The sequence below is a fragment of the Pantoea eucrina genome (assembly GCF_002095385.1).
Lineage (GTDB): Bacteria > Pseudomonadota > Gammaproteobacteria > Enterobacterales > Enterobacteriaceae > Pantoea > Pantoea eucrina.
This window is the reverse complement of the sequence record NZ_MIPP01000011.1, coordinates 22,031-34,277: the sequence shown is the minus strand read 5'-3', so window position 1 is coordinate 34,277 and position 12,247 is coordinate 22,031. Positions and strand designations below refer to the sequence as shown.

Annotated in this window: 11 protein-coding genes and 1 pseudogene; 3 read left to right on the top strand and 9 right to left on the bottom strand. The window is 58.4% G+C overall.

Annotated elements, in window-relative coordinates; genetic code table 11:
- Positions 1 to 191 precede the first annotated feature (191 nt).
- Positions 192 to 713 carry a zinc uptake transcriptional repressor Zur gene (gene zur, locus HA43_RS07060; protein ID WP_071668451.1) on the top strand — a complete coding sequence of 174 codons (522 nt, stop codon included), beginning with the start codon at positions 192 to 194 and terminating at the stop codon, positions 711 to 713.
- A gap of 50 nt (positions 714 to 763) precedes the next feature.
- Here zur and HA43_RS07055 read toward each other — a convergent pair whose 3' ends face one another.
- From HA43_RS07055 to HA43_RS07040, 4 genes and pseudogenes are all read right to left on the bottom strand, one after another.
- Complete coding sequence (locus HA43_RS07055; protein WP_094111297.1) at positions 764 to 976, bottom strand: CsbD family protein; 213 nt, start codon at positions 974 to 976, stop codon at positions 764 to 766.
- A 145-nt stretch (positions 977 to 1,121) separates the two neighbouring features.
- Positions 1,122 to 2,443 (bottom strand): annotated as a pseudogene (gene dinF, locus HA43_RS07050) (MATE family efflux transporter DinF).
- A gap of 129 nt (positions 2,444 to 2,572) precedes the next feature.
- Positions 2,573 to 3,187: a transcriptional repressor LexA gene (lexA, locus tag HA43_RS07045; RefSeq protein WP_039381966.1), complete on the bottom strand. Its 615-nt coding sequence runs from the start codon at positions 3,185 to 3,187 to the stop codon at positions 2,573 to 2,575.
- A 105-nt stretch (positions 3,188 to 3,292) separates the two neighbouring features.
- A complete protein-coding gene (locus tag HA43_RS07040) occupies positions 3,293 to 3,661 on the bottom strand; it encodes a diacylglycerol kinase (protein WP_039381963.1) in 369 nt (122 codons plus the stop codon).
- Positions 3,662 to 3,788: 127 nt separating this feature from the next.
- On the opposite strand from HA43_RS07040, the gene plsB reads away from it, so the two are divergent.
- Positions 3,789 to 6,212 (top strand): glycerol-3-phosphate 1-O-acyltransferase PlsB, encoded by a 2,424-nt coding sequence (gene plsB, locus HA43_RS07035; RefSeq protein WP_039381961.1) that lies wholly within the window; start codon positions 3,789 to 3,791, stop codon positions 6,210 to 6,212.
- A 35-nt stretch (positions 6,213 to 6,247) separates the two neighbouring features.
- Here the strand turns inward: plsB and ubiA are convergent, their stop codons facing one another.
- The 3 genes from ubiA to psiE form a co-directional block, all read right to left on the bottom strand.
- Positions 6,248 to 7,141: a 4-hydroxybenzoate octaprenyltransferase gene (gene ubiA, locus HA43_RS07030; protein ID WP_211049635.1), complete on the bottom strand. Its 894-nt coding sequence runs from the start codon at positions 7,139 to 7,141 to the stop codon at positions 6,248 to 6,250.
- A complete protein-coding gene (gene ubiC / locus HA43_RS07025; RefSeq protein WP_094111296.1) occupies positions 7,138 to 7,653 on the bottom strand; it encodes a chorismate lyase in 516 nt (171 codons plus the stop codon). Before ubiC ends, ubiA begins: the two co-directional genes overlap by 4 nt.
- An 88-nt stretch (positions 7,654 to 7,741) precedes the next feature.
- Complete coding sequence (gene psiE / locus HA43_RS07020) at positions 7,742 to 8,152, bottom strand: phosphate-starvation-inducible protein PsiE (protein ID WP_065650366.1); 411 nt, start codon at positions 8,150 to 8,152, stop codon at positions 7,742 to 7,744.
- A gap of 285 nt (positions 8,153 to 8,437) precedes the next feature.
- Between psiE and HA43_RS07015 the strand changes: the two genes are divergently transcribed.
- Positions 8,438 to 10,063: a Na/Pi cotransporter family protein gene (locus HA43_RS07015; RefSeq protein ID WP_039381952.1), complete on the top strand. Its 1,626-nt coding sequence runs from the start codon at positions 8,438 to 8,440 to the stop codon at positions 10,061 to 10,063.
- A gap of 289 nt (positions 10,064 to 10,352) precedes the next feature.
- Here HA43_RS07015 and gntU read toward each other — a convergent pair whose 3' ends face one another.
- Together gntU and gntK are read right to left on the bottom strand one after the other, a co-directional pair.
- Positions 10,353 to 11,693 carry a gluconate transporter gene (gene gntU, locus HA43_RS07010; RefSeq protein ID WP_094111295.1) on the bottom strand — a complete coding sequence of 447 codons (1,341 nt, stop codon included), beginning with the start codon at positions 11,691 to 11,693 and terminating at the stop codon, positions 10,353 to 10,355.
- Positions 11,693 to 12,232: a gluconokinase gene (gene gntK, locus HA43_RS07005; RefSeq protein WP_039381948.1), complete on the bottom strand. Its 540-nt coding sequence runs from the start codon at positions 12,230 to 12,232 to the stop codon at positions 11,693 to 11,695. The genes gntU and gntK overlap by 1 nt, the downstream gene beginning before the upstream one ends.
- Between the last annotated feature and the right edge of the window lie 15 nt (positions 12,233 to 12,247).

The following is a 12,247-nucleotide window of genomic DNA, read 5'->3' as shown; positions in this document are numbered from 1 at the left end:
GCCAGTGATAACTTTAGCCTGCCTGAACCATATCGGGAATCTGGTCACTTGCAAAGCAAAAATAGCGCGCTAAACACGCTTAAAATTGCCGGATAAGTGTGATCGACAGCACGCTTCGGCCAGGGCAGGCAAAAACAGCATGGGCGGATGGAGTGTGATAAAATAACATCACCTGTTAGCCGGAGAACATTATGTCAACTCTTACCCCAGCGCAGCTGCTGACCCAGGTCGAGGCGCTCTGTCTCGATCGCGGCGTGCGTCTTACGCCACAGCGTGCCGAAGTACTGCGCCTGATGGCTGAGCAGAAAGGTTCTGTCAGCGCCTACGATCTGCTGGATCAGCTGCGTATGAGTGAGCCTCAGGCGAAGCCGCCCACGATTTACCGCGCCCTCGACTTTTTGCTGGAGCAGGGATTTATCCACCGCGTGGAGTCCAACAACAGCTATGTGGTCTGCCATCATTTCAATGAGCCGGCCCACAGCTCTGTCATGCTGGTTTGCGACAGCTGTGCCGCAGTGAGTGAACAGCAGGCGCACGGCGTGGAAAAAATCATTGCGGGACTGGCTGACCAGGCAAACTTCAGCCTGCGCCATACGGTAATTGAAGCGCACGGCCTGTGCGAAAACTGTGCGGAAATTGCTGCCTGTACACAGCACGCCAGCTGCGCGCACGATCATGAAGCGATGAGTAAAAAACGCGGCAAAAAGGGCTGAGCGCACGCCTGAAGGCATGCGGGCGGGTTATGCTCTGAAGCGGGGTGGCACTAGCTGGGTGGATCGTTGTGCCGGCTTTCCCATTCGTTTACTTCGCGCTCCGCTTCTGCTCTGGCATAGCCGTAGCGCTCCTGAATTTTGCCGATCAGCTGCTCGCGTCTGCCTTCGATCACGCTCAGGTCATCATCGGTCAGCTTGCCCCACTGCTCTTTGCATTTTCCTTTAAACTGTTTCCAGCTGCCACTCGCTTCATCTTTGTTCATTGCATCTCTCCCCGGTTTGCTGAGCCAGACGGTATGCCACCACAGCGCGGGCTGAACCGCCGTATAACCCGCGTGCTGTCACGTTAAGGTTAACCGCTGCAGCACAAACTGCCAGTTTTGTGGGCTACCGCCTGACCGGCTGCTATCACACGCTGAACCAGCTGTCGCGCTGCCAGTGATGACGCCAGATCAGCCCGAGCGTAATGCCTCTCAGCGCGAGAAATACGGTAATAGCCAGCCATAAACCATGATTCCCGAGCCACGGCAGCGTCAGCAGCGTCAGCGCATAGCCCAGCGCCGCCAGCAGCATGCTGTTGCGCATATCCCGGCCGCGCGTGGCTCCGATAAACATCCCATCCAGCAGATAGCACCAGACGCCAGCCAGCGGCAGGATCACCTGCCAGATCAGATAGCGGTCAGCCGCCTCACGCAGCGACTCAATCGAGGTCAGCAGCGCGATAATTGCCGGACCGCAGAGGGCGTAAATCACAGCGAACAGCAGCGCCACAATGCCCGCCTGCCGGCAGGCGGCATACCAGATCAGCCGCAGCCGGCTGCGATCGCCTGCGCCGGTCGCCTCACCGGAGCAGGCTTCCACCGCATACGCAAAACCATCCAGCGCATAGGCAGTAAAAGTCAGGAACATCAGCAATACCGCATTGACGGCGACCACGTCAGCGCCGAGTCGCGCGCCCAGTAGCGTCAGCGAGGCGAAGCAGAGCTGCAGCAGCAGCGAACGCAGCATGATGTCGCGGTTAAGCCGGAACAGGCGCGCGGCGTCGCCGCGCCAGCTGGCTTTAAGCAGCGAAAATGATATGCCGCGCAGCGCCAGCACCCGCGCCACCATCCATAGCCCCACGGCCAGCGTCACATAGTCCGCGACGGCGGTGGCCGCTGCGGCACCCGCCACGCCCCAGTGCCACTGCAGAACAAACAGCAGATCGAGCAGGATATTCACGACGTTGCCGGTAATAAGCAGCACCATCGGCGCGCGCGCATACTGTACGCCGAGCAGCCAGCCGAGGATCACCAGATTTGCCAGCGTGGCAGGCGCGCTGAGCCAGCGGATAGCGATAAAGGTTTGTGCCTGCTGCTGCACCGCCTCGCTGCCGCCCATCAGCGCGGCTGCCAGCTCGCTGACCGGCGTTCGTAGCGCAATGAACAGCACGCCTGCCGTCAGCGCAATCAGCATCGGCTGGATCAGCGCCCGCGCCAGCGCTGGCTTATCGCGGGCGCCGAACGCCTGCGCCGTCAGGCCAGTGGTGCTCATCCGCAAAAAGAGCAGCAGCATAAAGACAAAGCTGGTGGCCGTTGCACCCACGCTACGCCGCCGAGGTAAACCGGGCTGTCGAGGTGGCCAATGATAGCCGTATCCACAATGCCCAGCAGCGGTACGCTGATGTTAGAGAGGATCATGGGCAGCGCCAGGCGCCAGAGCGTGCGATCAGAAGAGGTAAACAGCGGCATCAGCCAGTCCTGTTATTGCGGGCAACGCGCCTCATGCAGCTGCACGGCGCCACGGTTGGAAGCAGAGGGGTAATATAGCAGACCGCGGCCTGTGCAGGCACAGACCGCAGCGGGGGGACTAACCAGGTATTACAGCCATTCACCGGTACGGACAATACCGACAGCCAGACCTTCAACGGTCAGAGACTGCTGGCGCGTATCCACTTCGATAGGCTGAAAATCGCTGTTTTCCGGCAGCAGATGCACGATAGCACCCTGCTTTTTCCAGCGTTTTACGGTGACCTCGTCGTCAATGCGCGCCACCACGACCTGGCCATTACGCACATCCTGGGTTTTATGCACGGCAAGCAGATCGCCATCCATAATCCCGATATCTTTCATCGACATGCCGCTAACGCGCAGCAGAAAATCCGCGCTCGGCTTGAACAGGTTAGCATCGACCTGATAGTGGGTCTCGATGTGCTCCTGAGCCAGCAGCGGCTCGCCGGCAGCGACACGCCCGATTAACGGCAGTCCGCCGCTTGTCTCTTCTTCCATCAGCAAGCGAATGCCGCGCGAGGCGCCAGAGACAATCTCAATGACCCCTTTACGCGCCAGCGCTTTCAGGTGCTCTTCAGCTGCATTGGGTGAGCGGAAGCCCAGCTGTGAAGCGATTTCAGCACGCGTTGGCGGCATGCCGGTTGTATTAATATGGTCGCGAATCAGGTCATAGACCTGCTGCTGCCTGCTGGTTAACGCTTTCATCCCGCCCCCTGGTTGTTTATACAGTCGCTGTGAGTATATACAGGTATTGGCGAAATGAAAACCGCAGCTGCGGCAAAAATCAGCGATATATCGGTACGGGCGGCCTTAATATGCGTGCGGCCAGAGCAGCGTTATCCAGACAAACAGCGCGAGAAGGATCGTCAGCAGTACGGCGGCAGAACCCATATCCTTAGCGCGGCCCGCCAGCGGATGACGCTCCTGGCCGATTCGGTCGACCACCGCCTCAATCGCGCTGTTGAGGATCTCCACCACCACCACCAGTATCACCGAACCAATTAGCAGTACGCGCGTCACTGCGTCCACATCCAGCCAGCAGGCGACAACTACCGCAATCACCGCGGCAACTGCCTCCTGACGAAAGGCCGCTTCATGTTGCCAGGCTGCGCGTATTCCCTGCCAGGAGTAGCCCGCCGCTTTGATAATACGCAGCAGGCCGGTAACGTTATTTGCCATGAATAGGGAACCCTTGAGTAATTTTGGCGTCAATGAGTGCGCAGCGTGCGATGGCACAGCCACAGATCTCCGCTGCACTTTCTGGTATGCTTGCCGCGCTTTGCTAACAAGAGGCTTCAAGTTGTCTATGTCAGGTTGGCGTAAACTCTATTACAAATTATTGAATTTACCACTCTCTATTTTGGTAAAAAGTAAGGTCATACCGACCGATCCGGTTTCGGAGCACGGTATCGATCCCACTCGTCCCGTGATGTATGTTTTGCCTTATGATTCAAAGGCGGACCTGCTTACATTACGCAACCAGTGTCTGCGGCTTGATCTGCCCGATCCGCTCGCGCCGCTGGAGATTGACGGCACGCTGCTGCCGCGCCATGTGTTTATCCATGATGGCCCGCGTGTCTTTCCTTACTACGTGGCGAACCCGGAGTCAGTGAAACTGTTTCACGACTATCTGGATCTGCATCGTAATAACCCGCAGCTGGATGTCCAGATGCTGCCGGTGGCGGTGATGTTTGGCCGTGCGCCGGGTCGTGAAATTCAGGGCGAGCCTACGCCGCATCTGCGCGTACTGAATGGCGTACAGAAGTTTTTCGCCATTCTCTGGCACGGTCGCGACAGCTTTGTCCGTTTCTCTTCCACCGTCTCGCTGCGCCAGATGGCGACCGAACACGGCACGGATAAGTCGATTGCGCAGAAGCTGGCGCGCGTGGCGCGTATTCACTTTGCCCGCCAGCGTCTCGCCGCGGTGGGACCAAGCCTGCCCGCCCGTCAGGATCTGTTCAACAAGCTGCTGCAGTCGAAGGCGATTGAAAAAGCGGTTGAAGATGAAGCGCGCAGCAAAAAGATTTCGCATGAAAAAGCGCAGCAAAACGCCGTTGAGATGATGGAAGAGATCGCGGCAGACTTCTCATATGAGGCGATCCGCGTTACCGACCGCATCATGGGCTGGCTCTGGAGCCGCCTCTATCAGGGCATTAGCGTCAACGGCGGCGAGCGCGTGCGTCAGCTGGCGCAGGATGGTCATGAAATAGTCTATGTGCCCTGCCACCGCAGCCATATGGATTATCTGCTGCTCTCCTACGTGCTTTATCATCAGGGGCTGGTGCCGCCGCACATCGCTGCCGGTATCAATCTTAACTTCTGGCCAGCCGGGCCCATTTTCCGCCGGCTGGGGGCCTTCTTTATTCGCCGTACCTTTAAGGGCAATAAACTCTACTCCACCGTATTCCGCGAATATCTGGGCGAGCTGTTCAGCCGCGGCTACTCGGTTGAGTACTTTGTTGAGGGCGGACGCTCGCGCACCGGTCGCCTGCTCGATCCCAAAACCGGCACGCTTTCAATGACGCTGCAGGCGCTGCTGCGCGGCGGCAGCCGTCCGATTACGTTTGTACCGATCTACATCGGCTATGAGCACGTAATGGAAGTGGGTACTTACGCCAAAGAGCTGCGCGGCGCAGCGAAAGAGAAAGAGGGCTTTGTGCAGATGGTGCGCGGCCTGCGTAAGCTGCGCAATCTCGGTCAGGGCTACGTTAACTTTGGCGAACCGCTGCCGCTGGTTAACTACCTGAACAAGCATATTCCCGAGTGGCGCGAGGCGATCGACCCGATCGATCCGCAGCGCCCCGCGTGGATGACGCCAGCGGTAAACGATATCGCTGCCCGCCTGATGGTGCGCATTAACGAAGCGGGTGCGGCCAACGCCATGAATCTGTGTGTGACCGCGCTGCTTGCGTCCCGTCAGCGCTCGCTGACGCGTGAGCAGCTGACGGAGCAGCTGGAGTGCTACACCCAGCTGCTGCGCAACGTGCCCTATTCACCGGAAGCGACGGTGCCCGATCTGAGCGCCGAAGCGCTGCTGGATCACGCGATGGGCATGAATAAGTTTGAAACCGAGCAGGACAGCATCGGCGATATCATTATTCTGCCGCGCGAGCAGGCCGTGCTGATGACCTACTACCGGAATAACATTCAGCACATGCTGGTGATGCCGTCGCTGATTGCCGCGATTGTGCAGCAGCACCGCGAAATCAGCGAAGCAGAGCTTCTGCGTCAGGTAAGCCTGGTCTACCCGATGCTGAAAAGTGAACTGTTCCTGCGCTGGGAAAGTGCCGAACTGCCGGCGCTGCTTAGCGCGCTGTGCGCGGAGATGGCGCGACAGGGGCTGGTAACGCAGCTGGATGGGCAGATTAAGCTGAGCGCCGCGCGCTATCGCACGCTGCAGCTGCTGGCAGCCGGTATTCGCGAAACGCTGCAGCGCTTTGCGATCACCTTCGCCATTCTCAGTGCCAAACCGACGATCAACCGCGGCACGCTGGAGAAAGAGAGCCGCACGCTGGCGCAGCGTCTGTCAGTGCTGCACGGTATCAATGCGCCGGAGTTCTTTGATAAGGCGGTATTTACCACGCTGGTGCTGACGCTGCGCGATGAGCGCTATATCAGCGACTCAGGTGATGCCGATGCGGAGCGCACGCACGCGATGTGGCAGATGCTGGCAGAGCTGGTCACCAGCGATGTGCGTCTGACGATAGAGAGTGCGGTCGCACACGAGTAAGGCAAGGCAGGGACGCAGGATGCGTCCCTGCCGGTTCAGAACAGCGCCAGAAACGGCTGCGTATTCAGCAGCACGCCAGCAAACAGCACCAGTCCCACATAGTTATTGTTCAGAAAGGCCTGAAAGCAGGCGTCGCGTTCGCGGCGGGCGATCAGGCTCTGCTGATAGACAAACAGCGCGCCGGCAGCCAGCAGTGACCAGTAGAATGCCCCGTTCAGATTCAGCATACTTCCCACCAGCGCCATCAGCCCCAGCGTGGCCAGCTGCAGCAGGCCAATAATCAGCTTGTCAAAACGACCAAACAGAATCGCCGTAGATTTAACGCCTATCTTTAAATCGTCATCGCGATCCACCATGGCGTACTGGGTATCGTAGGCCACCGTCCAGCAGATATTAGCGAAGAACACCAGCCAGCAAACTAAAGGTAAGGACTCACTTACTGCAGCCCACCCCATCGGGATCGCCCAGCCAAAGGCTGCGCCGAGCACCACCTGCGGCAGATGGGTATAGCGTTTCATAAAGGGGTAGACCCAAGCCAGCGCCAGCCCGCCGAAAGAGAGCAGGATGGTCATGCGATTCATGGTCAGCACCAGCATAAACGCCAGCAGGCCCAGCGCAGCAAACAGCAGCTTTGCCTCTTTCTCTGAAACCGCCCCGCTCGCCAGCGGCCGGCCGGCGGTGCGTTTAACGTGACCATCCACTTTGCGATCGGCGTAATCATTAATGACGCAGCCGGCAGCGCGCATAACGATGACGCCAAGCACAAACACAATCAGCACCGGCAGCGGCGGCACCGCCATGCCAGCCAGCCACAGCGCCCAGAGCGTAGGCCACATCAGCAGCAGCGTGCCGATAGGTTTGTCGATGCGCATCAGGCGGCTGTAAGCCTGCCATTTGCTTACGGATAATGATTTTTGCACGGGTCTCATCCTTGCTGCAGCGCGCGGTAAAGCGGCGATGCCGGTAAAAAAAGTTCAGTTAACAGAAGGGGCTTATCCGACAGGCGCAGGCGCGAACGCCGTCCCCACAGATCGCCGGCCTGGCCGGGATGAATAAAATCGCGGCTCAGCGCTGAAGAGGCAAAAAGATAGCGCCCCAGCGGGCGTGTGCCAAGTTGCTGCAGCATCTGCTCCGGTCCCTGCAGCGTACTCTCGGGCACTACGGTGCGGCCCAGCAGCCACGGCTCGCCGTCGCCGCACAGCACGATTTCGCGCAGCCAGAAGCGCGTATTGTCCGGCAGAAAAGCCGCTTCTGCTGCGACCTCCGCCGCGCTGACAAAGCCTTCACGGATGGGTTGAACGGTAACCTGCCGGCAGTGCTGCTCAAAACGGCGCGTCATGGAATCTTCTTCCATCAGCCAGTCGGTCAGCGGTGCGGGCAGCAGCGAGGAGGCGGGTAACCACTGCAAGGCATATAACTGGCGCAGCGCATCGTGCGACATCAGGCGATCTCCGGCAAAAAAGTTGCCTTAGTTTACCGCAGAGCGCGGCCGCTGGCACGGCCGCGAACGCCGGAGATATAAGAGCCGTTTATTCGCGCTTCAGCCGGTTGCTGTTTGCCAGCCACAGCGTGACCACCAGAATCAGGATCGCAGCGGAATAGCAGAGCGTGTCGAACGGATTTTTGTGATCAACGATAATCAGCCGGATAATGGCGGTGATGCCGATATAAACAAAGTAGCGCAGCGGAAAGTGATAGCCCGACTGAAAATATTTCACAATCAGCGCGATAAATTCAAAGTAGAGAAAGTAGATCACAATGCCTTCAATCAGCAGATAGGATGACGCCTGTTCACCGGTGCTGAACAGCACGTTAGCCAGATGAATCGTCTCCTTGCCGAGAAACACTACCAGGATCACGGCCAGGATCAACAGGCCGATGTTAAGTACCCACTGCAGCACCGTCGCGATGAGCTGACCGGCGGCTGATTTATCTGTCATTGCTGCGTCCTTAATGCGCAAATAAGAAGAGCGCTATCATGCTGCAATGTGATCTGAATCACAATATGACGTTAAGGTGGCGGTTCTCCGTCAGGGGCAGCGTAAACGCCGCGGATATCTCATCGCGGTGAACCGGATTCAGCTACAGTTAACAGGTCGACACCGCTTCAGGTTATTTATATCTAACGAAAAATTCATGCGGTGCGCTACCGGTCTTCCCCCGCTGCCGTGTTTGCCAGGCAGGCAGCTGGCTGCTTTTTGCCTGGCATACAGGAGCCTGCGACCGTGCTAACTCTGCTTAATCTGCTTTCTGCTGTCGCACTGCTGGTCTGGGGCACCCACATTGTGCGCACCGGCATCATGCGCGTGTACGGTGCCGATCTGCGCCGGGTACTGAGCCGCAGCGTGGAAAAAAAACCGATGGCTTTTCTGGCCGGCATTGGCGTTACCGCTCTGGTACAGAGCAGTAACGCCACCACGCTGCTGGTCACCTCGTTTGTGGCGCAAAACCTGGTCAGCCTGACGCCTGCCCTGGTGGTGGTACTGGGGGCTGACGTCGGCACGGCCATTATGGCGCGCGTGCTGACCTTCGATCTCTCCTGGCTCTCCCCGCTGTTTATCTTTTTTGGCGTGGTCTTTTTTCTCAGCCGCAAACAGACGCGCGTCGGACAGATGGGCCGGGCCGCCATTGGTCTCGGGCTGATCCTGCTGGCACTGCAGCTGATTGTCACCGCAGCACGTCCGATAACGCAGGCTTCGGGCGTACAGGTGCTCTTCTCCACCCTGACCGGCGATACGCTACTGGACGCCCTGATTGGCGCTGTTTTTGCCATCATCAGCTATTCCAGCCTGGCGGCGGTGCTAATCACCGCGACCCTGACGGCCGCTGGCGTGATCTCATTTAAGGTGGCGCTCTGTCTGGTCATTGGTGCCAATCTCGGCAGCGGCCTGCTGGCGATGATCAACGCCAGCGGTTCCAATGCGGCTGGCAAGCGGGTGGCGCTCGGCAGCCTGCTGTTCAAGCTTATCGGCAGCATTGCGGTACTGCCGTTTGTTGATTTTATTGCTGAGCTGCTGGATCGCCTGCCGGTGAATGATGAAGAGCTGGTGATCTTTTTCCACGTTTTCTACAACCTGGCACGCTGCCTGATCATGGTGCCGTTTGCCGCACCGATGGCGCGACTCTGCCAGCGTATGATTTCTGACGATGCAGAGCATCAGGCGCACCTCAAGCCCAGACATCTGGATAAAAGCGCGCTGGATACGCCTGCGCTGGCGCTGGTCAATGCCGCGCGTGAGACCCTGCGCATGGGCGACGTGCTGGAGCAGATGCTGGAGTCGTTCAGCCGCGTAGTCCGGGGCGAACTGCGTGAATCGCACCGGGTGCGGCAGCTGGATGATGATGTTGACGTGCTCTATACCGCCATCAAACTCTATCTGGCCCGCATGCCGCGCGAAGATCTGGCGGAGGAGGATGCGCGGCGCTGGGCTGAAATTATTGAGATGGCGCTGAATCTTGAACAGGCGGGTGACATCATTGAGCGCATGAGCGGTGACGTTGCGGATAAATCGTTACAGGCGCGGCGGGCCTTCTCGGCAGAAGGGCTGGAAGAGCTGAATACGCTGCAGGAGCAGGTGCTGAATAACCTGCGCCTGAGCCTCTCAGTATTTCTGTCGCATGATATCACCAGCGCGAAACGTCTGCGGCGGGCCAAACATCGCTTCCGTATTCTGATCCGCCGCTTCTCTCACTCGCACGTGGAGCGGCTGCATCTGAATAATGTACAGAGCATTGAGACCAGTTCGCTGCATCTGGGGCTGCTGGGAGATATGAAGCGCCTCAATTCCCTGTTCTGCGCGGTGGCTTATACCGTTCTCGACCAGCCAGATGATGAGCGGGAAGTAGATTAAGGTAAGGAACCAGAGACGCATTTATGCGCCCCTGGTTTAGGGTGTGCACGGTATCAATCGCCATAAGCCGCGTCGTTGGATCCGGTGCGGACATCGGCCAGGGCGTCATTAATGACGCCCCTACGAGGGCGATGTAGGGGGCGCATTTATGCGCTCTTGGTGTGATGCGGCACCGTATCAACCGCCATAAACCGCGTCGTTGGATCCGGTGTGGACATCGGCCAGGGCGTCATTAATGACGCCCCTACGAGGGCGATGTAGGGGGCGCATTTATGCGCCCCTGGGTTATTTACGATAACAAACTAAACGCAATCATGCCGACGATGGCGCCGGTGGTGCCGAGGATGGTCTCCATCAGCGTCCAGGTCTTTAGCGTCTCGCCCTCGGTGGCACCGGTAAAGCGGCCAAACAGCCAGAAGCCGGCATCGTTGACGTGGCTGATAATAATAGAGCCACCGCCGATACAGATTGAGAGCGCCGCGAGCTGTGCGCCGCTGTAGTGCAGCGGTTCGATCACCGGCATTACCAGCCCTACGGTGGTCAGACAGGCCACGGTTGCAGAGCCCTGAATAACCCGGATAGCGCCTGCCAGAATAAAGCAGGCCAGCGCGATTGGCATACCAGCGCCGGTCAGCGCATGACCCAGCACCGGCCCCACGCCGGAGTCAACCAGCACCTGCTTAAAGACGCCGCCGGCACCGATAACCAGCAGAATAATGCCGGCGGGCTGCAGCGCGCTGCCGCACACCTGCATCACCTTCTCTTTATCCATGCCCTGCCGGTACGCCAGGCCATAGATCGCCACCAGCAGCGCCAGCAGAATCGCGGTAAACGGATGGCCAATAAATTCCAGCCATTCGTAGAGCCGGGTATCCGGCGTGGTAAAGCGCGCACCGATGGTTTTCAGCCCGACCAGCAGCAGCGGAAACAGGATCAGAGAGAGGCTGAAACCAAATGAGGGCAGCCTGCCCTCATCCACATCCGGCTGATGCTCTTCCGGCGGCGCGCTGAAGCTGACGTGGCGGGCGATCAGGCTGCCAAACAGCGGCCCGGCGATCAGCATCCCCGGAATGGCTGCACAGAGTCCCAGCAGGATCATCCAGCCGAAATCAGCGTGCATTTGTGCCGCCAGCAGCATCGGCGCAGGTCCCGGCAGCAGAAACGCCGCCGCCGCCGCTACGCCGGCAAACAGCGGGATCACCAGCTTCACCAGGTTGTCATGCGTGCGGCGTGCCACCGCAAAGGCGATGCTGATCAGCAGCACCACCGCGACTTCAAAAAACAGCGGCAGCGCGCAGATCAGCCCGGCGATCCCCATCGCATAGTGCGCCCGGCTCTCGCCAAAGGTTTTCAGCATCCGGATAGCGATCTGATCCACCGCACCGGTTTCATGCAGAATTTTGCCGAACATTGCGCCAAGCGCTACGACGATAGCAAGAAAGCCCAGCGTGCCGCCCATGCCTTTCTGCATCGTATCGGCGATCTGATCGAGTGGCATACCGGAGAAAAGTCCGGCGCCAATAGAAACTAACATCAGGGCGACAAAGGCGTGCATCCGCGCTTTCATTACCAGAAACAGCAGCAGCAGGACAGAGCCTGCTGCGGTTAACACCAGCGTTGCGGTACTCATTACTCGCCCTTGTTGATTGCATCCCTGATGGTCGCAACCGTAGCTGCAACAACGTCATCCAGCGAGTGATTGATATCCACCATCAGGACATCTGCCTCATCTGTGCCAGGTTCCTGCAGCGTGGCAAACTGCGTTACCAGCATCTGCGGCTTGAAGAAGTGACCCTTACGGGCTTTGAGGCGGGTTTCAATGGTTTCGAAATCGCCTTTCAGATAGATAAATTTCAGGTTGTGATTGCCCTGGCGTAAAATGTCACGATAGGACTTTTTCAGCGCCGAGCAGACGATAATCGACACCGCCTGAGTGCGCTGCATGGCAAAAGCCGCGTCGTTCAGCGCCTGCAGCCACGGCTGGCGATCGTTGTCATCCAGCGGGTGGCCTTCCGCCATTTTCATGATGTTGCTGCGCGGATGAAGGAAATCTCCATCCAGAAAAGCGGTATTCAGTTCGTGTGATACCCGATTAGCAACGACAGACTTTCCGCTGCCGGATACACCCATCAGGATAAAAACGTGATGTGATGAAGATGGCGTGATCATAGTTTTGCGCTCCGG

Bases quoted from the DNA above. Each gene is read 5' to 3' on its own strand.
- zur (WP_071668451.1), top strand. From the start codon at position 192: ATGTCAACTCTTACCCCAGCGCAGCTGCTGACCCAGGTCGAGGCGCTC.
- HA43_RS07055 (WP_094111297.1), bottom strand. From the start codon at position 976: ATGAACAAAGATGAAGCGAGTGGCAGCTGGAAACAGTTTAAAGGAAAA.
- lexA (WP_039381966.1), bottom strand. From the start codon at position 3,187: ATGAAAGCGTTAACCAGCAGGCAGCAGCAGGTCTATGACCTGATTCGC.
- HA43_RS07040 (WP_039381963.1), bottom strand. From the start codon at position 3,661: ATGGCAAATAACGTTACCGGCCTGCTGCGTATTATCAAAGCGGCGGGC.
- plsB (WP_039381961.1), top strand. From the start codon at position 3,789: ATGTCAGGTTGGCGTAAACTCTATTACAAATTATTGAATTTACCACTC.
- ubiA (WP_211049635.1), bottom strand. From the start codon at position 7,141: ATGAGACCCGTGCAAAAATCATTATCCGTAAGCAAATGGCAGGCTTAC.
- ubiC (WP_094111296.1), bottom strand. From the start codon at position 7,653: ATGTCGCACGATGCGCTGCGCCAGTTATATGCCTTGCAGTGGTTACCC.
- psiE (WP_065650366.1), bottom strand. From the start codon at position 8,152: ATGACAGATAAATCAGCCGCCGGTCAGCTCATCGCGACGGTGCTGCAG.
- gntU (WP_094111295.1), bottom strand. From the start codon at position 11,693: ATGAGTACCGCAACGCTGGTGTTAACCGCAGCAGGCTCTGTCCTGCTG.
- gntK (WP_039381948.1), bottom strand. From the start codon at position 12,232: ATGATCACGCCATCTTCATCACATCACGTTTTTATCCTGATGGGTGTA.